Raw genomic sequence first — 21,028 nt, 5'->3', positions numbered from 1 at the left:
TTGGGTGGTGACGACTTCTGTGGTGGTGGCGTTGGTGAGTTCGGGCGGCGGAGGTTTCGACTGGACTTGTCGCTACGCTCCTCGTCGGCTCAACCGTCAACTGGGTGTTGCTGATTGAGCCGGGACCGAGCATCGTGAGGACCCGTGTCGAAGTCTCCGCAGCTGGCGTTGGGTGGTGACGACTTCTGTGGTGGTGGCGTTGGTGAGTTCGGGCGGCGGAGGTTTCGACTGGACTTGTCGCTACGCTCCTCGTCGGCTCAACCATCAACTGGCAGTGGCTGATTGAGTAGGATCGTATCGAAATCCCCGCAGCTGACGTTGGGGTGGCCACCTTTGAGGTGTTTGCGTCGTCAACTCAACCGGCAACGGGCAGTGGCAGATTGAGCCGGGACCGAGCCGGAACAGTCCGCGTGAGGAGCATGCCCACGCGGTCACGACGGCCGGACGATCTCCTTCCAGAAGGATTCGGGGAGTTCGCCACCGCGGCGGAGCAGGAGGGCCAACCCGGTGGCCATGGCCAGGCCGAGCAGACCCAGCCACAGTCCGACGCTCGCGATCACGACCAGCGCGACGACGCGTGCGGCCGGCCAGGGGTCGACGATCAGCAGGATGGGCGCGAACAGCACTCCGGAGCCGATGTACCACGACGACCCGGCGCGGTCGCACAGCATGACGATCTTCAGCCAGCGCGGTATGGATTGGACCTCGGGCGATGTGGTCATCGGAAACCTCCGTTCCTCGGTACCCATCATCGGAGCGCACCACCGGGCCCCGGGCAATTACCTTGGACGTCATGACCGATTCGGTGATGACCACCCCGTCCGGCGCCGGTCACCTGCTGCGTGACTGGCGGGAGCGGCGTGGGCTGTCACAACTCGAGCTGTCGAACCGAACCGGGATCTCGTCACGTCATGTCAGTTTTGTCGAGACGGGTCGCTCCACTCCCAGTCCGGACCTGATCCATCGTCTGGGCGAGGAACTCGACATCCCGCTCCGGCAGCGCAATCACATCCTGACCGCGGCCGGCCACGCTCCCCGTTATCCGCAGCGCGCCGTCGACGCCCCCGAGCTGGCGGTGGTCCGACGTGAGCTGTCGGCGATGATCACCGCGATGGCACCGAATCCGGCGGTGATCATCGACCGGCACTGGAATCTGGTGGAGCCCAATGCCTCCGTCGGTCCGCTGCTCGACGGCTGTGCCGAGCACCTGCTGCAACCGCCGGTCAACGTGCTCCGACTCGGACTGCATCCGGAAGGGATGGCCCGACGGATCACGAACTTCGGGGAATGGAGTGCACATCTGATGCGGCAGGTGCGGCGTCGGGCCGCGCACACCGGCGACGCCGGGCTGGTGGCGCTGGCCGCCGAACTCGCCGGATACCTTCCCGACGACGCCGATCACCACGACTCCGCCGCGGCCACCGACGCCGTCGTCCTGCCGTTGCGACTGGCGCACCCGGACGGCGATCTGGCGTTCTTCTCGGTCGAAGCCGCCCCGACCTCGGCCCGGGACGTCACCGTGGAGGAGTTGACCGTGGAGATCTTCGCGCCCGCCGACGCCGCCACGGCGGAGTTCTTGCGCGTTGTACCGACCGGTTGAGCGGAATGTGTCAGACCTGGGGTGCGGGCGCCTCGTCGTCGGTCTGTCCGCGGGTGAGCAGCCACCCCACCGGACCGCTGAGGACCAGCAGCAGCAGCGGCCAACTCCCCGATGAGGGGACGACGATCGCGATGATCAGGGCTCCGGCGAACAGGATCATCGTGGCGTAGCGTCCCCGGCTCGTCATCCATTCCCGGGTCCCGGGGTCGTCGGGGTCATTGAGCAGTTGCGGATGGGCGACCCCCCACCGTTCCAGCGCGGTCAGTGCGGTCACCGACACGAGCAGGACTCCGATGTACAGATCGTTGGCCCAGTCGATGTCCTTGCCGTCGAGCAGCGCGGTCGCGAACGGCAGCACCACGATGGTGAACAACCACAGGAACGTCAGGTTCATCAGACCCGAGTCGTAGAACCTGAAGTACTCCATCGACCGGTGGTGCTGCCGCCACAGCATCCAGATCACGACAAAACTGATCGCAAAGCTGAGGAGTTCGACGTCGTGGTCGGCGAACACGGTCCAGAGGTGCGTGCCCCTCTCGATGTCGCCGGCGAAGTCGGCGAGGGGCAGGACGAGCAGGGTCAGGGCGATGGCGACCACCGCATCGGTGAAGGCGATCAGTCGCCGGAAGCCCTCCTCGGTGCGACGTTCGTCAAGCGTGGCCATGGGTTGCAGGATAGATGCTGCAGGCCCCGGCTTCGACCGATGTGGCACCACCGGGCACGAGTCTTCACGTTCGGTCACAGCAGGCGCTCCCGGTGCTGCACAATTCGACGATGCACCTCGATCCGCGGATGGGTGCCTTCGACGCCGTGATGTTCGGTGTGGAGGGTGATCCGCTGCTGCGATCGGTGATCATCCTGGTCGCGATGCTCGACCGTGCCCCCGACCGCACCGTGATCGACGCCCGGGTCGACCACATGACCGGACGCATCCCCCGCCTGCGTCAACGCGCCGTCGGCAACCCGTTGTCGCCGGCACCGCCGCGCTGGGAGCCCGACCCGAACTTCGATCCCGCCTATCACCTGCGGTGGCGTCGGGGAGACGACACCCGTCCCGCCGCCGACGCAGTCCTCGCATACGCGGAGCGGATGAGCGAGGCCGACTTCGAAAATGCCCGCCCCCTGTGGGAGGCGGCGCTGCTCACCGACCTCGCCGGCGGCGCCGCCGCATTCGTCCTCAAGATCCACCACAGCATCACCGACGGTGTGGGCGGGATGGCCATGGCCGCCGACATGTTCGACCTCCGGCGCGAACCAGGGTCGTTCCCACCGATTCCCGCCGTTCCGGCGCCGGCGCCGCTCGGGATGGTCGGCAGGTTCGGGCAGGCGGCCGGATTCGAGGCCCGGGCAGCGCGCGACAGCGTCACGGCGACCGCGGGTTTCGTCCTCGCGGCATCCCGCACTGCGCTCACCCATCCGGTGCGCACGGTGACCTCGGCCGCCACGACGACTCTCGCCGTGTTCCGGATGCTCGAACCGCAGAGCACCCCGCGTTCGGACCTCATGACGAACCGCTCACTGTCTTCCTCGTTCTCGATCCTCGAGGTTTCGCTCGACGATCTACGGCGCGCCGCGGACGCCGTCGACACCACGATCAACGTCTGCTTCGTCGCGGCCGTCGCAGGCGCGGTGCGTCGCTACCACGAGGATCTCGGGCATCCACTTGCCGAGTTCCGGGTCAACATGCCGATCAGCCTGCGGACCGCAGCCGACACCGAAGGCGGAAATCGTTGGGTGCCGGCACGATTCATCGTCCCGGCCGAACCCGACGACCTTGTGGAGCGGATTCGGCGACTTCAACCGATCCTTCGCAGGGCGCGCACCGATCCGGCGCTCCACCTGTCGACCATCGTCTACCAGTTGCTCACCCTGCTGCCCCGGCAGGTGACCACCTCGGTCGCCGGATCGTTGATGAAGGGCGTCGACGTCGCGGCTACCAATGTGCCCGGTCCACCGATCCGGGTGTTCACCGGCGGTGCCGAGGTCACCACACTCGTGCCATTCGCCCCCAAAGGCGGTGCAGCGGTCAACGTCGCACTCATGTCCTATGCCGGACGTGCCTACCTCGGGATCAACTGTGACCCGGCCGCAGTCACCGACCCGGCACTGCTGACCGACCACCTCCGCGCCGGCCTCGCGGAGGTGGCCGCGTTGCGCTGAGTCCGGCCACGTACCTCTGGGGTGGTCGGCGTCCAGCGCAGGCTGCGGGGATTTCGACTCGGGTCCTCGCTTCGCTCGGTCCCGGCTCAATCATCGAGGGGTTGTTGGTGGTTGAGCTGGTGAGGGCCCGGCTCAATCGTCGAGGGGTTGTTGGTGGTTGAGCTGGTGAGGGGCTGGCTCAATCATCGAGGGGTTGTCGGCGTACGCACTTCAGTCATCGGTGGGGGTCTGCTCGATCAGCAACGTGCTGTTGGTGGTCGAGGTTGGAGTCGGCTTCCGTACAGTCGCTTGCCCAACTCGGTGACGACACGATGCGGCTGGCCGAACAGCAGGGCACTGCCGTGGGCGCGTTTGAAGTACAGCTGGATGTCGTGCTCCCAGGTGATGCCGATGCCGCCGTGTAGCTGGATGGCCTCACCGGCCACCGTGGCGAACGACTCCGAGCAGTAGACGTGTGCGGCGGCGGCGAGTTCGGGCGCATCGGCCGCCCCGGTGGCGACGGCGTCGAGTGCGGCCCGGGAGATCGACCGGGACGTCTCGACCAGCGTGTACAGGTCGGCCATGCGGTGTTTGAGAGCCTGGAAGGACCCGATCGGACGACCGAACTGCGAGCGCTCCTTGGTGTACTGCACGGTGAGGTCGAGGGCGCGGGCGGCGCCGCCGACCTGCTCCGCCGACAGCAACGCCCAGGCGGCGGTGCGCAGGGTGTCCTCGGTGTCGGCCTTGGCGGTGATCGTGGTGGCGGCGACGTCGTCGAAGGTGATCGACGCGAGCGGACGGGTCGGGTCGACGACGGGCCGCGGCGTGACGGTGATGCCCTCGGCGTGCGCATCGACGTCGTGGACGGTCAGGCCGCTGCTCGTCCCGGCGAGCACGACGAGATGATCGGCCGACTCACCGTCGATCACGTAGTGGGCGGTCCCGGAGAGCAATCCGGCCTCGGCGGTGACGCCGGGGGAGGCCCAGCCGTCGGGCCCGGCCCAGCACAGCGCGACCGAATCCCCGCCGGACGCGATACCGGGCAGCAGGCGCTGCGCCGCGTCGGTGTCGCCGGTCGCGAGGATCGCGGTGGCCGCGATGGCCGAGGAGTACACCGGTACCGGACTGAGGGAGGCCCCGGTCTCCTCCAGGACCACACCGGTCTCGGCGACAGTGGCCCCGGCGCCGTCGAACTCCTCGGGAATAAGGAGCGCGGCCACACCGATCTCGGTACACAGGGTCTGCCACAGCGGCGCGTCGATGCGGCCGGGAGCCGACATGGCAGCGCGGACGGCGGCCGGAGCGGATCGCTGGTCGAGCAGTCCGGCCACCGAATCCCGGAGTGCTTCACGATCTTCGGCGGAGATGGTCGCCGGGCCATTCTTGGTCATCGTGCTCACAGCGCCTCCAGAATCCGGGCCCGGTGCGCAGCCGGTGTTCCCCACGCCGACACCAGCGCCCTGGTCTTGGTCAGGTACAGCGACAGGTCGTGCTCGCGCGTGTAGCCGATGGCCCCGAGTACCTGAAGTGCCTGCCGTGAGGCGAGATATGCGGCGTCGGAGGCGGCGACCTTCGCCGCCGAGACGTCACGGGACACGTCGGTGCCCTCGGGGGCGCCACCGTCGACACCGACCGCGGCACCGTGCACCAGGGGCCGGGCCATCTCGAGGGCGATCGCGACATCGGCGAGATGATGTTTGACCGCCTGGAACGAGCCGATCGCCCGGCCGAACTGTTTGCGTGCCACCGCGTACTCCGCGGCCAGCGACAGCATCCGCTGCCCCAGGCCGAGCAGCTGCGCGGCCGTGGCCAGCGCACCCAGATCGAGGGCGGCCGACCCGTTCACACCGGTGGCGAGTGGTTCACCGGCATGGACGTCGGAGACGGTGCGCGCAGGGTCGACAGTGCGGAGCGGCTCACCCGGGGATCCCGCCGACAGCGTGTCCCGCGCCAGCAGATACACGGTGGGGACCGCATCGGCGTCGGCGGCACGCGGCTGCAACGGGGCGGCCGCGACCGACACGATGCCACCGGCGGCGATCGCCGCCAACGGATCGGTCACCCCGGCGGCGGTCAGCAGCGCCGGTGCCACGGCGATGGTCTCGGCGAGCGGACCCGGAATCCCGTGACGCCCGAGCTGTTCGAGGGCGACGACCATCTCGACCGCGCCGGCACCGGCACCGCCGAGGGCGTCGTCGACCATCAGCCCGAACACGCCGGTCTCGGCGAGCCGGCCGAACATCGCGGAGGCGGGCTCGCGGTCGCCGGCGGACCAGGCGCGGGCGACGGCGGGGGAGTCGGCCTTGGTCAGCAGCGCATCGATGCTCGACGCGAGGTCGTCATGAATGTCGGAGAGCAGGAAATCCATCGGCTCCTCACCGGTCCCCACGCGGCAGGCCCAGCAGGCGCTCCGCGATCACATTGCGTTGGATCTCGTTGGTGCCCGCGTAGATCGGCCCCGACAACGAGAACAGGTAGCCGTCGAGCCAGTCGTCGTCGAGCTCGGCGTCGGCCCCCTGCAGGTCGAGGGCGGTCTCGTGGGCGGCGATATCCCACTGCGACCAGAACACCTTGTTGATCGACGACTCCATGCCGAGCTGTCCGCCGGCGGCGAGCCGGCTCACCGTCTGGTACGTGGACAGTTCGTAGGCGCGCGAACCGATCCAGGCATCCGCGACGGCGGCATCGGTGGCCGCCGTGGGCGGCACGCCGTCGCGGCGGGCCCGCCACAGCTCGAGCAGGCGATCGGTGGTGGCGAGGAAGCGTCCGGGGGAGCGCAGCGAGAGGCCACGCTCGTTGGCAGCGGTGCTCATCGCCACCGTCCAGCCGTTGTCGACCTCGCCGATCACACCGGAGTCGCCGGGGGCGGCGGGATCGTCGGGGACGAAGACGTCTTCGAGGAACAGTTCGGCGAAGCCGGCCTCGCCGTCGAGCTGGGCGATGGGTCGGACGGTCACGCCCGCGCTGCGCAGGTCGAACATGAAGTAGGTGATGCCCTTGTGGTGCCGGGCCTGCTTGTCGGTGCGGAACAGTCCGAAACCCCAGTCGGCGAAGCTGGATCGTGAACTCCAGGTCTTCTGCCCGTTGAGCAGCCAGCCACCGTCGGTGCGGGTGGCCGTCGACCGCAGCGACGCCAGGTCGCTGCCCGACTCGGGCTCGCTCCAGGCCTGGCCCCAGATGTCGTCGGCACGCGCCATCCGCGGCATGATCCGTTGCAGCTGTTCGGGGTGGGCGTGCTCGAACAAGGTGGGGGCGAGCAGGAAGATGCCGTTCTGGCTGACCCGGCCGGGCGCACCGGAGCGGTGGTACTCCTCTTCGAAGATCAGCCAGTGCAGCAGCGGCTCGTCCCGGCCGCCGAACGCGACCGGCCAGGTCACCACCGACATGCGGTCGGCGGCCATGGTGGCCTCCCATTGCCGGTGGGCCTGGAATCCCTCGGCGGTATCCATCGACGGAAGAGGTTGTGCCGGAACGTTATCGGCCAGCCAGGTGCGAATCTCCGCGCGGAACGCCTGTGCGGCATCGTCGAACAGCAGGTCCATCTCAGGCTCCCGCGCCGTTCCCCGTACCGGCCGCCTTCATCGACCTGGCATCCATGCCGCCGAGCGAGTCGCCGGTCTCGGCGTTGGCCGAGTGTGCGTAGTGGTGCCAGCCGAACACCGAGTCCATCGCGTTGCGCATGCCCATCTGGTCCTCGCAGATGTTGACCGCCTTCTTCGACAGGAACAATCCCTGCATCGGCATGGCCGCGGCGCGGCCGGCGATGTCGTCGACCTTGGCGGCCAGCTCGTCACGCGGGACGACGTGGTTGACCATGCCCCAGTCGGCGGCCTGTGCGGCGGTGAAACGCTCACCGGTGAACAGGATCTCCTTGGCGCGCCGGGTACCGAGCGCGTAGGCGTGTGCGAAGTACTCGACGCCGGGGATGCCCATCCGGGCGACCGGATCGGAGAAGAACGCGTCGTCGGAGGCGACGATGAAGTCGCAGGTCCAGGCGAGCATCAGCCCGCCGGCGATACACGCGCCGTGGACCTGCGCGATCAGCGGCTTGGGGATGTCGCGCCAGCGGCGGCACATCCCCAGGTACACCTCCATCTCGCGGGCCAGGCGCTGATCGGCGCCGGTCTTGTCACTGTGATCCCAGTGCAGCACGGCGACATTGTCGTAGAACGTGTCGAAATCGCGTTCGGGCGTGCCGATGTCGTGGCCGGCCGAGAAGTGTTTGCCGTTGGCGCGCAACACGATCACCTTGACCGCGGGGTCGTCGACGGCCCTGCGGAACGCGGCGTCGAGCGAATAGGTCATCACCGAGTTCTGTGCATTGCGGTACTCGGGCCGGTTGAGGGTCACATACGCGATCGCGCCCGCGTCGCCGCCGGTCTCATAGGCGACCGGGGTGGTGTCGGGTCCGAGATCGTCGGGACCCAGGGGTGGGGGGATGACGGCGTCGCTCATGTCCACGAGCCTAACCTAGCAAGTGCTTGGTTGGTAGCCGGGCCGCGAATCGCCGCGGCGACCGCGTCCCGGGTCACCGGTCGTCCGCGTATCGTTCTCCCGGATCGGACATGTCGTCGTCGATCACGAGAAGCAGCAGGAGGCCGATGATCAAGGTCAACGCGGACAACTTCGTCCGCGCCGAGTCGGATGTCATGTTCGGTCGATTGCTCGCCGATTCGGGGGGCGTCGGGGTCTGGCGTCACTATCGGGAGCCCACGCCGCTCGATCATCAACCGATCGTGCGGCAGAACCGGGACACCCTCTACAGCCAGTGCATCGTCGACGCCACCGACGGCGTCGTGCTGGACCTGCCGGAGGCCGGGGGGCGCTACATGTCGGCGATGGTCGTCACGCGTGACCACCACATCCCGCTGATCATCCACCGGCCCGGCACCCATCGATTCGATGCCGCCGCGGTGGGTTCGGACTTCGTTCTCATCGGCGTGCGGACCCTGGTGGACCCGGGGGATTCGGCCGATGTCGCCGAGGTCAACCGCTTGCAGGATCTGCTCCGGGTGCGCACCGGCTCGTCGAGGCCGTTCGTGGTCCCCGACTACGACCCGGACGCCGCGGCCCGCACCCGCACGTCCTTGCTCGCGTTGTCGGCGGATCTGCCGGACTTCCGTGGTGCCTTCGGGCCCGCCGGTGAGGTGGACCCGATCCGTCATCTGCTCGGGTCCGCGTCCGGCTGGGGCGGGCTGCCGGGGTCCGAGGCCACCTACGTCAACGTCACCCCCACGTTCCCGGACGGCGTCGACGCGGCGGGCGAGTTCCAGATGGTGCTCCGTGACGTCCCGGTGGACGCCTTCTGGTCGGTGTCGATCTACGACGCCGATGGCTACTTCCGGTCGAACCCATTGGGCGTCAACAACATCAACAGTGTCACAGCCGCACCGGAGGGTGATGGGTCGGTCATCGTGCGCTTCGGTACGCATCCGGCGGGCGAACCGAACTACCTCTACACGATGCCCGGTTGGAATCTGTTGATCCGGCTGTACCGGCCGCATGCGGAGGTCGTGAACGGCACGTGGTCGGCGCCGGCGGTACGACCGGTCGGGGCCTGAACCGCCGGCGCGGGTGATGTGCTCAGCCCACGTGCAGGGTGCCGCTGCACGCCGTCGTCGGAATGGCCCACAGGGCATTGCGGTTGACCGCCGACAGCGTCACCCGGACCGGCCCGGAACCGGTGTTCAGGTGAAAGGTGGGGCCGCCGACGTAGAGGCGGATCGGTGCGGCGTCGACGGCGGTGCCGCGTGTGCCGGTGCGCAGATTGTGCCAGTCGAGGCGTCCCACCGACTCGTATCCGCCGCCCCAGAAGCTGGAGATGTCGCGAACGGCCGCGGTGACGCGTCCGGGGCCATTCTGGCTGACGAACAGCCGGGCGGTGCTGTACGGCTGGTCGACGATGTTGGGGCTGACCCCCCAGCAGCGGTCGAGTGGGGCGACCGTCTCGGCCGATGCGGTGCCCGAGCCAAGGGCGCCGGCCCCGATCAGACCGGTCGCGGTGATCGCCGCGGCGACGCCTGCGGTGGTGAGTCGACGGATGGTGCGATGCATGGGGTCCTCCGGGTCGGGTACAGGTGGTGTCGAGCTGGTTCACAGGGAGTACCGGCCTGTGCGATGAGATCGTTAGCAACGCTGTCTGTCGAACGGACCACCCCCGCCGGGGTGGACAATCGGATACACGGCCAGGGCTGTCGGTTCGGCGGCATCATCAGGGGAGGCGACATGACAAGGACGACGACATGACCGCACCGGGCAGGGTTCACTACGAGCTGAGCCATCTCGACGCGCTCGAAGCCGAGTCGGTGCACATCTTCCGTGAGGTGGCGGCCACCTTCGGGCGGCCGGTGCTGCTGTTCTCCGGGGGCAAGGACTCGGTGGTGATGTTCCACATCGCCCGCCGTGCGTTCTGGCCCGCGCCGATCCCGTTCCCGCTCATGCACGTCGACACCGGCCACAACTTCGACGAGGTGATCGCCTACCGCGACCGCGTCGTCGTCGAGACCGGGGTGCGGCTGATCGTCAGTTCGGTCCAGGACGACATCGACGCCGGGCGCGTCGTCGAGCAGACCGGACCCGGCACCAGCCGAAACCGGTTGCAGACCACCGCGCTGCTGCGCGGGATCACCGAGAACCGGTTCGACGCGGTGTTCGGCGGCGCCCGTCGCGACGAGGAGAAGGCCCGGGCCAAGGAGCGTGTGTTCAGCTTCCGCGACGAGTTCGGTACGTGGGATCCACGGGCGCAGCGCCCCGAGCTGTGGCATCTCTACAACGGTCGCCACCATCCCGGTGAGCACATCCGGGTGTTCCCGCTGAGCAACTGGACCGAACTCGACATCTGGGGATACATCGCCGAGCAGCAGATCGAGCTGCCACCGATCTACTACGCACACGAGCGTTCGGTGGTGCCCCGCGACGGAATGCTGTTGGCCGACACCAGATTCCTCGAACGCAGACCGGGTGAGGCGCCGCATGTCGAGCGGGTCCGGTTCCGCACGGTCGGCGACGCCACCTGCACCGGCTGCGTGCGCAGTGATGCCGTCACCGTCGCCGAGGTGATCGAGGAGATCTCGGCCACCCGACTCACCGAGCGTGGCGCCACCCGTGCCGACGACCGCATCTCCGAGGCCGGGATGGAAGACCGCAAACGGGAGGGGTACTTCTGATGGGCACCGATTCGGTTGCCGCACAACCGGTCGTCGAAGCGGGGGAGTTGCTGCGACTGGCCACCGCCGGGTCGGTGGACGACGGCAAGTCGACGCTGATCGGCCGCCTGCTGTACGACTCCAAGTCGATCTTCACCGATCAGCTGGAGGCCATCGAAGCCACCTCGGCGGCGCGCGGCGACACCCAGGCCGACCTCGCACTGCTCACCGACGGCTTGCGCGCCGAGCGTGAGCAGGGCATCACCATCGATGTCGCCTACCGCTACTTCGCCACGCCGCGAAGGAAATTCATCATCGCCGACACCCCCGGGCACGTGCAGTACACGCGCAACATGGTGACCGGTGCGTCGACCGCCGATCTCGCGATCATCCTGATCGACGCCCGCAAGGGGGTCCTCGAGCAGACCCGGCGGCACGCCTTCCTCTCGTCGCTGCTGGGCATCCCGCACCTGACCATCTGCGTCAACAAGATGGATCTGGTGGACTGGTCGCGGGAACGTTTCGACGAGATCCGCTCGGAGTTCGTCGACTTCGCCGCCAAGCTGAACATCGCCGACCTGACCTTCATCCCGTTGTCGGCGTTGCGTGGGGACAACGTGGTGGACAAGTCCGCCGCGATGCCCTGGTACGAGGGGCGTCCACTGCTCAGTCATCTCGAGAACGTGCACATCGCCTCCGACCGCAACCTGATCGACGCGCGGCTGCCGGTGCAGTACGTGATCCGCCCGCAGACCGCCGACGGCGCCGACCATCGCGCCTACGGTGGCACCGTCGCCGGTGGGGTGTTCACCCGCGGTGACGAGATCGTCGTCCTGCCCAGCGGTTTCACCACCACCATCACCGACATCTGGGGTCCCGGCGGCACCCGCGTCGACGAGGCGTTCGCGTCGATGGCGGTGTCGGTGGAGCTCGCCGACGAGATCGACATCGTCCGCGGTGACATGCTCGCCCGGCCCAACAACCGCCCGTACGTCGCCCGCGACATCGACGCGATGGTCTGCTGGTTCGCCGACGACGTGCCCCTCACCGAACAGTCGCGGTATGTCCTGCTCACCGGCACCCGCACCACCAAGGCCGAGATCACCGGCGTCAACTATCGCCTCGACGTCAACACGCTGCACCGCGATTCCGAGGCGAAGAAGTTGCAGCTCAACGAGATCGGTCGACTCACCCTGCGGACACAGCAGCCGGTGATGTTCGACTCCTACCGGCGAAACCGAGAGACCGGCAGCTTCATCCTGATCGACGAGGCCACCAATGCCACCGTCGCGGCGGGCATGATCACCGCCCCGGTCAGCCACGACAGCCACATCGTCTGGCAGACCACCAAGGTCGGCCGCGAACACCGCCCACATCGCGGGGCCACCATCTGGCTGACCGGACTGTCCGGATCGGGCAAGTCGTCGCTGGCGATCGAACTCGAACGGCGCTTCGTCGCCGAGGGGCGTCCGGCATATCTGATGGACGGCGACAACCTGCGCCACGGACTCAACTCCGACCTCGGCTTCGGCGACGACGACCGCCGCGAGAACATCCGCCGCACCGCCGAGGTGGCCGCCCTGTTCGCCGACTCCGGGGCCGTGGCGATCGTCTCGCTGATCTCGCCGTTCGCCGGCGAGCGGGTCCGGGCCCGCGAGATCCACGCCGAGCGGGGCCTGCCCTTCCACGAGATCTTCATCGACACGCCTCTCGACGAATGTGAGCGGCGTGATCCCAAAGGGTTGTACGCCAAGGCCCGGCGCGGTGAGATCAGTCAGTTCACCGGGATCGACTCGCCGTACGAGCGGCCGGAGAACGCCGACGTCGTCGTCACCCCGACCGACGGCACCCCGGCGGAGGCCGCCGACACGGTGTTGCGGAATCTGGGATTGTAGAGGCGGCAGGCAGGACGCACGACAGGTACGACAGGCACGCCGGGAACGACCAGGGAGGTCTGGATGGACGACCGCGCACTCGCGGGACAGCTCGCCACCGAGGCGGGGAAGCTGCTGCTGGAGATCCGCGCCACCAGCGGGTTGAGCGGCAAACCACTCGGGAAGGAGGGCGACCGGCGCTCCGACGACTTCCTGCTGGAACGGCTCGCCGCCGAGCGACCCGACGACGCGGTGCTGTCGGAGGAGTCCGCAGACGACAAGTCCCGGCTGACCGCGGCGCGCGTGTGGATCGTCGACCCGGTGGACGGCACCCGCGAGTACGGCATGGCGGGCCACTCCGACTGGGCGGTGCACGTGGCGCTGTGGTCGAAGACCGACGGCCTGATCGCCGGGGCCGTCGCCCTGCCCGGCCTGGGGATCACCTATGTCGACGACCCCGACCCGGTCACCCCGACGCACGGACTGGCCGCCACCGCCCGCGGTGACGTGCCCCGCGTCGTCGTCAGCGGGTCACGGCCCCCGGCCTTCTCGCAGCCCGTCGCCGACGCGATCGGCGGTGAGGTGCTGTCGATGGGATCGGCCGGTGCCAAGGCCATGGCAGTGGTGCGCGGCGAGGCCGACGCCTATGTGCACGCCGGCGGGCAGTACGAATGGGACTCGGCGGCCCCGGTCGCCGTCGCCACGGCCAAGGGATTGTGGTGCGGACGCATCGACGGCTCGCCGTTGGTCTACAACAACGACGACACCTATCTGCCCGACCTGGTCATCTGCCGGCCGGAGCTGCGCGATTCGATCATCGCGGTGACGTCGCAGGGCTGAGCGCCGACCGGCGACCACGACCGCGCCGGGATTCCCTGCCTGCACGGTGAACTCCCAGATGCGCGGCATCCCTGCCACGCACCTGGGAGTTGCGTGGGCATCTACCTCACGGCCCGACCCCCACGACTCATGCGTCGGCCCGCAGATGCGCCACGAGGCCCTCGATGAGCTGCTCGGAGTAGCCGGCGGTCGCCCCCGCGTCGACGGCGATGGCCTGCCCGGACACCGCGGCTGCGGCGTCGGAGGCGAGGAAGGCGATCACCGACGCGATGTCGGCGCCGGAGATCGACATCCCCAGCGGGGATGCGAGGGTGGTGATGGCCTGCTCGACGTCACCGTTCTCCTGGGCCGCCAGCATCGGCGTGTCGACCGAACTCGGGCAGATGCAGTTCACCCGGATTCCCGAGCGCCCCAGCTCGATCGCCGCCACGCGGGTCAGCGACACGATGGCCGCCTTCGACGCCGCATACGACGCATAGCCGGGGAATCCCACCTGCGCGGCCAACGACGCGGTGTTGACGATCGCACCACCCGGCTGCATGAACCGGGCGGCGTGCTTGAGTCCGAACAACACGCCGTGTGCGTTCACCGCGATGCTGGTGTCGAAGTCCTCGATCGTGGTATCGCCCAATGCGGCCTCGCGGATGATGCCGGCGTTGTTGACCACCACGTCGATCCGTCCGTGTAATGCTGCGGTCTGCGCCATCAGCGCCGCGACGTCCCGCTCGTCGCTGACGTCGGTACGGATGTAGGTGGCATCGAGCGACGCGGCGGCCTCGGCGGCGTCGGCGATGTCGGCGAGGACGACCCGGGCGCCGTCGTTCGCGAACAGTGTGGCCACCGCCAGCCCTATTCCCGAACCGCCGCCGGTGACGACGCAGACCTTGTCTGTGAATCCGAACATGTGAACCCCTGTCAGCTGGTGCGTCGACTACTTCGTGGCGTACTCGGTGGCCAGGTCCTGGAAGCCGAACTGGTCACGGACCTTGGCCACGGCGTCCTGATAGGTGTGTGTCTCGACGTAGTTCGCGTGGCGCGGGCTGTCGACGTACTGCATGCCGCCCCGCAGGTCGGGGTCGTCGGTGCGCTTGAGCTCGGCCAGCTTCTCCTTGTCGGCGCCGCCGACGGTGAGGTCGATCGCGATCAGCTGTGCCATCTCCTCGAATCGGTGGTACGCGGCATCGGCGAACTCGATGAAGCCGAGCACGTACAGGTTGTCGACCGTGCGGTTGAAGACGTTGAGGTAGAGCTTCGGGTGTCCCTGGTTCCACTCGAAGAGGTCCTCGTCGACGAACGGAATCCGATACTCGTAGCCGGTGGCGAGCAGGATCAGGTCGACACGCTCGCGGCTGCCGTCGGTGAACACCACCTCGTCGCCGTCGAGCGAGGCGATGTCGGGCTTGGCGATGATGTCGCCGTGCGCCAGGTAGTGGATGATCTGGTCGTTGACGATCGGGTGGGATGCCAGTGCATCGTGGTCGGGTTCCGGCAGGCCGTACCGGGTCAGATCGCCGACGAGCGCATCGATCAGCGCGCTCGGGTCCTCGGGCAGGACCACGCCCTCCGGGAGCGTGCCGCCCTCGTTGATGAACACGTCCAGGGGGACACCGAAGATGTGCTTGGGGATGAACCGGTATCCGCGTCGGACGCTCAGGAAGGCGGCGTCGGCGTTGGCGGCCGCATCCGAGGCGATGTCGACCCCGGAGTTCCCGGCGCCCACCACCACGACCCTGCGGCCCGCGAACTCCGTGGGGCTCTTGTACGTGGACGAGTGCCGGATCTCGCCGGTGAAGGTCTCCTGCCCGGGGAGGGTGGGTGAACTGGCGTGCCAGGTGACGCCGGGTGCGGCGATCAGGGCACGGTAGATGCGTTCGGTCCCGCCAGCGGTGACCGTCCAGTTGCCGTCGGCATCGCGCACGGCCTTGTCGACCGGGGTGTCGAAGATGATGTGCTCGTAGAGGCCCTCGTCGGCGGCGAAGGTACGGATGTAGTCCAGGATCTGACGCCACGAGGGGTAGTCGGGGTAGTCGGCAGGCATGGGATGTCCGTAGAAACCGCTGGTGTACTTCGAACTGATGAAGTGGGCGCTGTCGTAGATCGGCGTGCCCTCGTTCTCGGGATCCCAGATGCCGCCGACGTCGGAGTGCTTTTCGAACACGTCGAACGGGATTCCGGCGTCCCGGAGTCGTCGTGCCGCCACCAGTCCGGAAGGACCGGCACCGACGATGCACACGCGGTCGGGGGTGGGTGTCGTCGAGCTCATTGTCTTGGGGTTCCTTTCGATGGGCGACGTCGAAGTACGCATTCCGGCGCTGTGATGAATCGCGTGGTCCCGAGCGGGTTCCCGCGGTGCAGCGCGCATACCCACTCGATGTGAGCCGCGTCGTAATTCGTCGTGTCGCACACCGTAAGCTGGGCCGATGAGTCTGTCAATAGACTTGGTCGGGTGACAGACATGGCCCTTGGTCGACTGACCTGGTCAGCGATTCGCGCCGCGATTCGGCAGAGGGCAGAATTAACGATCCGGACGCGCGATGGAAATACGAGAGGACGCCGGTGGCCTACACGTCAGCCGATCAACGTCGGCAGGATCTGATCGCAGCCGCTTTCCGTGTGATGGCGGAGAAAGGGGTCGCATCCACGAGCACCCGCGCCATCTGCACCGAGGCGGGCGTGCCGCAGAGCTTCTTCCACTACTGCTTCCGCCACAAAGAGGAACTGCTCCGGGAACTGACCCACACCGTCGTGGCGCAGATGCTCGAGTCCGCCTTCGCCTCGGCCGCCGATCTCGCGCCATCCGATGCCGCCGACGGTCTCGAGGCGTCCCTCGCCCAGGTCTTCACCGGTCTGCTGCAGGCGGCAGTCGATGCCCCGGAGCGGCAGCTGGTGCTCTACGAACTCACCACGACGGTGCTGCGCGACCCCGATCTCGCGGAGCTGGCGAGGTGGCAGTACGAGCAGTACTACGCGTCGTCGTCGAATCTCCTCGCCGAGCTGGCCGACCGGCACGGCATCGACTGGACGCTGCCCATGCCGATCATGGCGCGGATGTTCACCACCGACATCGACGGACTGATCCTCAACTGGCTGGCTGATCGCGACACCGACCAGGCTCGGCAACTCGTGGCGACGTTCGCCCGGCAGTTCGCCGCCCTCACGAATGAGAAGGGTTGAGGGACAAGGGGGTGATCCCCACGCAGCCACCGGCCTCGAATCCTCGGCTCGGCGTCGGATCCGGTCCTAGCGCCGGACGGCGAACCCCGACAGCACCGACCCGAGTGCGGCACGTAGGTCGACCGCCTCGATCCGGACGAGGTCGTCGTGGGTGAGGGCGTCGAGATCGTCCGACGCCGACAGCCGGTGCTCGCGTTCTTCCTCGGCGGCCTCGACGACATTGCGGATGAACCGGCCGTTACCGGCCAGGTCGGTGGCGCGCAGTGCACCCGACGGCCCTTCGCGCACATCGTGATACAGGGGAGTGCAGGCCAGTTCGAGTTCGGCGGCGGCCTCGGCGGTGAGGACCGAGTCGCGGCGCGAGGCCAGGTGCGACCCGATCCGGGCCAGCTCGGCCGGGGTGTAGGAGTCGAAGCGGATGCGCCGGGCGAACCGGGATGCCAGACCGTCGTTGGCGGCGAGGAACCGGTCGATCTCGGCGTCGTATCCGGCGATGATCACGACGAGGCGATCGCGGTCGTCCTCCATCCGGGCGAGCAGCGTGTCGACGGCCTCGCGGCCGAAGGCGTCGCCTCCGGAGAGGCCCTGCTGGATCAGCGTGTACGCCTCGTCGATGAACAGCACCCCGTCCATCGCGGAGTCGATCAGGGCCGCGGTCTTGATCGCGGTGCTGCCGAGATGTTCGCCGACCAGATCGCGGCGGGTGGCCTCGACGACCTTGTCGGTGGCGATGAACCCGAGCCCGCAGTACAGCCTGGCGATCACCCGCGCCACCGTCGTCTTGCCGGTGCCGGGTGGTCCGGTGAACGCCAGATGCAGGCTGCGGGCCGCGGTGGTCAGGCCGCGGTCGGCGCGCACCCGCGCCAGGGTCGCCGCCGACCGCAGGCGGGCGACCTGCTCCTTCACCGACTCCAGCCCGATCTGGGCGTCGAGCTCGGTCTGCGCGGTGTCGACCAGATCCGACGGGGTGCCGTCGGTGTGCGGGTCGATGGCATCCCGAACGGGGTCATCGGAGTCCGGTCTGCCCGGTCCGCCCACCGACCCCGGATCCCAGGGATCGCTGCGGCGGGCGATCTCCTCGGCCGACGTCACCGACAGCCGGACGCCCGGCGAGCGCAGCGCCTTGCCCGCGGCGGCGAAAGACGGATCACGGGCGAACGCCGCCTCGAACATCGACCGGGCCTTGTCCTCCTGCCCCTGCTCACGCAGGGACAGGCCCAGGCCGTACATGGCGCGGGTCGCACATGCCGGGATCGGGCCGTCGACGGCCTGCTGCAGGCGCCGGGCGCCCTCCCCGAACAGGCCGAGCTGGATGCAGGAGCTCCCGCCCAGGTAGTCCGCGGCGCACGACAGATGCGGGTCGTTCCAGCCGTCTGCCCCCGACAGCGTGGACAGCACATCGGGCCAGCGTTGTGCCGTGAAATGCAGCACGGCCGTCATGAACTCCGCGATCGGTACCCGCGGGTTCGGTGGGATGCCGGCCAGCACCTCGGCGGCCCCGGCAAGATCGCGCCCGCGGATCAGCGTCGAGGCGTATGCGGCGGTCGCGTGGACCGCGTCGACCAGCGGATAGTCCAGGAACATCCCGGTGTACCAGCGGCCCACCAGCCGGCCCGGGGGAAGCCCCAGTCGTCGCTGCTCGACGCCGATCGCGCCGCGCACCCGGTAGAGCCCGAGGACGGCCTCGTCGGAGGTGTCGCCGCTTGCCAGCCGGCCGATCCAGGCGTCGGCCATCTGCGGGTCCCACTCGCTCGCGCGGGTGAACGCCTTGGCCGCCTGGGCGGGGTCGTCGACGGGTTCGGTGCCGTCGACCGCGATGCCCGACGAGAGCACTCCGAGTTCGAACAGTTGCCTCGCCTTGCCGATGTCGGTCATCGAACCTCCCCCGTGCCCGCCTACCCGCCGTCCCCGCCGAAAGCGTAATGCCTGGATGGCTAGAATGGGCCGGTGAGCGACAAGAGCGCAGCGACCGCCACCAGTGCACTCGATACCGTCTCGGCAGCAGCCCGGACGCCCGATCATCCGCAGCCCTACCGGGAACTCGGACTCAAGGACGATGAGTACGAGCGCATCCGGGAGATCCTCGGCCGCCGCCCCACCGACGCCGAACTGGCGATGTACTCGGTGATGTGGTCCGAGCACTGCAGCTACAAGTCGTCCAAGGTGCACCTGCGCTACTTCGGTGAGACCACCACCGAGGAGATGCGCGCCGGGATGCTCGCCGGGATCGGCGAGAACGCGGGCGTCGTCGACGTCGGCGACGGCTGGGCGGTCACCTTCAAGGTGGAATCGCACAATCACCCCAGCTATGTCGAGCCCTACCAGGGTGCGGCGACCGGTGTCGGCGGCATCGTCCGCGACATCATGGCGATGGGTGCCCGCCCGATCGCGGTGATGGACCAGCTGCGATTCGGTGCGGCCGACGCCCCCGACACCCGTCGCGTCGTCGACGGTGTGGTCCGCGGCGTGGGTGGCTACGGCAACTCCCTCGGCCTGCCCAACATCGGTGGCGAGACCGTCTTCGATCCCAGCTACCAGGGCAACCCGCTGGTCAACGCGTTGTGCGCCGGTGTGCTGCGCACCGAGGACCTGCAGCTGGCGTTCGCCTCCGGTGCGGGCAACAAGATCATCCTGTTCGGCGCGCGGACCGGCCTCGACGGTATCGGCGGCGTGTCGGTGCTGGCGTCGGAGACCTTCGATGACGACGGTGATTCGACCGGACCGAACCGCAAGAAGCTGCCCAGCGTGCAGGTGGGTGATCCGTTCACCGAGAAGGTGCTCATCGAGTGCTGTCTGGAGCTCTATCACGCCGGCCTGGTGGTGGGCATCCAGGACCTCGGCGGTGCCGGATTGTCTTGTGCCACTTCCGAACTCGCATCCGCCGGGGATGGCGGAATGCACATCGACCTGGAGCGGGTGCCGATGCGTGCGGTGGGTATGACCCCCGCCGAGGTGCTCTCCAGCGAGTCGCAGGAACGCATGTGCGCCGTGGTCACCCCGGCGAACGTCGAGGCCTTCCTCGAGGTCTGTCGTAAGTGGGACGTGCTGGCCACCGTGATCGGTGAGGTCACCGACGGTGAGCACCTGGTGATCGACTGGCACGGCGAGACCGTCGTCGACGTCCCGCCGCGCACCGTCGCCCACGAGGGCCCGGTCTACGAGCGTCCGGTGGCCCGCCCCGACTGGCAGGACGAGGTGACCGCCTCGACCACCGCGTCGCTGTCCCGACCGTCCGGCGCCGACGAACTGCGTGCGACGCTGCTGCAGATGCTGGCCTCGCCGGCGCTGTGCAGCCGCAAGTTCATCACCGAGCAGTACGACCGCTACGTCCGCGGCAACACCGTACTCGCCGAGAACGCCGACTCCGGCGTCATCCGCATCGACGAGTCCACCGGCCGCGGCATCGCGCTGTCGACGGATGCGTCGGGGCGTTACACCTACCTCGACCCCTACCGTGGTGCCCAGCTCGCACTCGCCGAGGCCTACCGCAACGTGTCGGCGTCGGGTGCGAGCCCGCGGGCCGTCACCAACTGCCTCAACTTCGGTTCCCCCGAGGACCCGGCCGTGATGTGGCAGTTCCAACAGGCCGTGCGCGGTCTCGCCGACGGCTGTGTCCAGCTCGGGATCCCGGTGACCGGTGGCAACGTCAGCTTCTACAACCAGACCGGGTCGACGGCCATCCTGCCGACGCCCGTCGTCGGTGTGCTCGGTGTGATCGACGACGTCCACCGTCGCCTGCCCACCGGGTTCGGCACCGAACCGGGTGAGACCCTGATCCTGCTCGGCGAGACCCGCGACGAGTTCGACGGGTCGATCTGGGCGCAGGTCGCCCACGATCACCTCGGTGGCGCCGCCCCGACCGTCGACCTCGACCACGAGAAGCTGCTGTCGGACATCCTGGTCGCCGCCTCCCGGGACGGCCTGGTGTCGGCAGCCCACGACCTCTCCGAGGGCGGCCTGATCCAGGCGGTCGTCGAGTCGGCGCTGGCCGGCGAGACCGGATGCCGTGTGCTCCTGCCCGAGGGCGCCGACCCGTTCGTGTGGCTGTTCTCCGAGTCCACCGGCCGCGTCCTGGTGGCCGTCCCGCGCACCGAGGAGTCCCGCTTCTCGGCGATGCTCGACGCCCGCGGAATGCCGTGGACGCGGATCGGCGTCGTCGACCAGGGCAGCGACTCGGTGAGCGTTCAGGACCTGTTCGACGTCCCGCTCACCGAACTGCGTGAGGTCCACGAGGGGACTCTGCCCACACTCTTCGG

General features: G+C 68.5%; 18 protein-coding genes. 8 read left to right on the top strand and 10 right to left on the bottom strand.

What is annotated here, in order from left to right; all coding sequences use genetic code 11:
* Nucleotides 1-431 precede the first annotated feature (431 nt).
* A complete protein-coding gene (locus ACWDUA_RS21120; RefSeq protein WP_449752969.1) occupies nt 432-722 on the bottom strand; it encodes a hypothetical protein in 291 nt (96 codons plus the stop codon).
* A 71-nt stretch (nt 723-793) separates the two neighbouring features.
* On the opposite strand from ACWDUA_RS21120, the gene ACWDUA_RS21115 reads away from it, so the two are divergent.
* A complete protein-coding gene (locus tag ACWDUA_RS21115; protein ID WP_449752968.1) occupies nt 794-1,600 on the top strand; it encodes a helix-turn-helix domain-containing protein in 807 nt (268 codons plus the stop codon).
* Between the two features lie 10 nt (nt 1,601-1,610).
* Here ACWDUA_RS21115 and ACWDUA_RS21110 read toward each other — a convergent pair whose 3' ends face one another.
* Nucleotides 1,611-2,264 carry a TMEM175 family protein gene (locus tag ACWDUA_RS21110; protein WP_449752967.1) on the bottom strand — a complete coding sequence of 218 codons (654 nt, stop codon included), beginning with the start codon at nt 2,262-2,264 and terminating at the stop codon, nt 1,611-1,613.
* 110 nt (nt 2,265-2,374) lie between these two features.
* Between ACWDUA_RS21110 and ACWDUA_RS21105 the strand changes: the two genes are divergently transcribed.
* Nucleotides 2,375-3,760, top strand: coding sequence for a wax ester/triacylglycerol synthase domain-containing protein (locus ACWDUA_RS21105; RefSeq protein ID WP_449752966.1), 1,386 nt, complete (start codon nt 2,375-2,377; stop codon nt 3,758-3,760).
* 236 nt (nt 3,761-3,996) lie between these two features.
* Here the strand turns inward: ACWDUA_RS21105 and ACWDUA_RS21100 are convergent, their stop codons facing one another.
* Genes ACWDUA_RS21100 through ACWDUA_RS21085 form a run of 4 tightly spaced genes read right to left on the bottom strand, consistent with a single transcriptional unit; the run spans nt 3,997 to nt 8,194 of the window.
* Nucleotides 3,997-5,130 (bottom strand): acyl-CoA dehydrogenase family protein, encoded by a 1,134-nt coding sequence (locus tag ACWDUA_RS21100; RefSeq protein ID WP_449752965.1) that lies wholly within the window; start codon nt 5,128-5,130, stop codon nt 3,997-3,999.
* A gap of 5 nt (nt 5,131-5,135) precedes the next feature.
* The gene (locus ACWDUA_RS21095) at nt 5,136-6,107 is read right to left on the bottom strand and encodes an acyl-CoA dehydrogenase family protein (RefSeq protein ID WP_449752964.1); all 972 of its coding nucleotides are present in this window, start codon (nt 6,105-6,107) and stop codon (nt 5,136-5,138) included.
* A 7-nt stretch (nt 6,108-6,114) separates the two neighbouring features.
* The gene (locus ACWDUA_RS21090) at nt 6,115-7,281 is read right to left on the bottom strand and encodes an acyl-CoA dehydrogenase family protein (protein WP_449752963.1); all 1,167 of its coding nucleotides are present in this window, start codon (nt 7,279-7,281) and stop codon (nt 6,115-6,117) included.
* A gap of 1 nt (nt 7,282) precedes the next feature.
* Nucleotides 7,283-8,194, bottom strand: a complete 912-nt coding sequence (locus ACWDUA_RS21085) for an enoyl-CoA hydratase (protein WP_449752962.1) — start codon at nt 8,192-8,194, stop codon at nt 7,283-7,285.
* 146 nt (nt 8,195-8,340) lie between these two features.
* Here ACWDUA_RS21085 and ACWDUA_RS21080 point away from each other — a divergent pair, with 146 nt between their 5' ends.
* Nucleotides 8,341-9,300, top strand: a complete 960-nt coding sequence (locus tag ACWDUA_RS21080) for a DUF1214 domain-containing protein (RefSeq protein ID WP_449752961.1) — start codon at nt 8,341-8,343, stop codon at nt 9,298-9,300.
* A gap of 22 nt (nt 9,301-9,322) precedes the next feature.
* On the opposite strand, the gene ACWDUA_RS21075 is transcribed toward ACWDUA_RS21080, so the two are convergent.
* Nucleotides 9,323-9,793 carry a hypothetical protein gene (locus tag ACWDUA_RS21075; RefSeq protein WP_449752960.1) on the bottom strand — a complete coding sequence of 157 codons (471 nt, stop codon included), beginning with the start codon at nt 9,791-9,793 and terminating at the stop codon, nt 9,323-9,325.
* Between the two features lie 188 nt (nt 9,794-9,981).
* On the opposite strand from ACWDUA_RS21075, the gene cysD reads away from it, so the two are divergent.
* The 3 genes from cysD (at nt 9,982) to ACWDUA_RS21060 (ending at nt 13,598) form a co-directional block, all read left to right on the top strand.
* A complete protein-coding gene (gene cysD, locus ACWDUA_RS21070) occupies nt 9,982-10,905 on the top strand; it encodes a sulfate adenylyltransferase subunit CysD (RefSeq protein WP_449752959.1) in 924 nt (307 codons plus the stop codon).
* Nucleotides 10,905-12,779, top strand: coding sequence for an adenylyl-sulfate kinase (gene cysC, locus ACWDUA_RS21065; protein WP_449752958.1), 1,875 nt, complete (start codon nt 10,905-10,907; stop codon nt 12,777-12,779). Before cysD ends, cysC begins: the two co-directional genes overlap by 1 nt.
* Nucleotides 12,780-12,842: 63 nt before the next feature.
* Nucleotides 12,843-13,598 carry a 3'(2'),5'-bisphosphate nucleotidase CysQ gene (locus tag ACWDUA_RS21060; RefSeq protein ID WP_449752957.1) on the top strand — a complete coding sequence of 252 codons (756 nt, stop codon included), beginning with the start codon at nt 12,843-12,845 and terminating at the stop codon, nt 13,596-13,598.
* A gap of 127 nt (nt 13,599-13,725) precedes the next feature.
* Here ACWDUA_RS21060 and ACWDUA_RS21055 read toward each other — a convergent pair whose 3' ends face one another.
* Nucleotides 13,726-14,502 (bottom strand): SDR family NAD(P)-dependent oxidoreductase, encoded by a 777-nt coding sequence (locus ACWDUA_RS21055; protein ID WP_449752956.1) that lies wholly within the window; start codon nt 14,500-14,502, stop codon nt 13,726-13,728.
* Between the two features lie 27 nt (nt 14,503-14,529).
* Nucleotides 14,530-15,861 carry a flavin-containing monooxygenase gene (locus ACWDUA_RS21050; protein ID WP_449752955.1) on the bottom strand — a complete coding sequence of 444 codons (1,332 nt, stop codon included), beginning with the start codon at nt 15,859-15,861 and terminating at the stop codon, nt 14,530-14,532.
* Nucleotides 15,862-16,154: 293 nt separating this feature from the next.
* Between ACWDUA_RS21050 and ACWDUA_RS21045 the strand changes: the two genes are divergently transcribed.
* Nucleotides 16,155-16,772, top strand: a complete 618-nt coding sequence (locus tag ACWDUA_RS21045; protein WP_449752954.1) for a TetR/AcrR family transcriptional regulator — start codon at nt 16,155-16,157, stop codon at nt 16,770-16,772.
* Between the two features lie 66 nt (nt 16,773-16,838).
* On the opposite strand, the gene eccA is transcribed toward ACWDUA_RS21045, so the two are convergent.
* On the bottom strand, nt 16,839-18,647 hold the full coding sequence (gene eccA / locus ACWDUA_RS21040; RefSeq protein ID WP_449752953.1) for a type VII secretion AAA-ATPase EccA: 1,809 nt from the start codon (nt 18,645-18,647) through the stop codon (nt 16,839-16,841).
* 72 nt (nt 18,648-18,719) lie between these two features.
* On the opposite strand from eccA, the gene purL reads away from it, so the two are divergent.
* The coding region (purL, locus tag ACWDUA_RS21035) for a phosphoribosylformylglycinamidine synthase subunit PurL (RefSeq protein ID WP_449752952.1) at nt 18,720-21,028 on the top strand (2,309 nt) is incomplete at its 3' end.

Source organism: Gordonia sp. NPDC003376, assembly GCF_053589235.1.
This window is presented reverse-complemented; position numbering and strand designations above follow the sequence as displayed.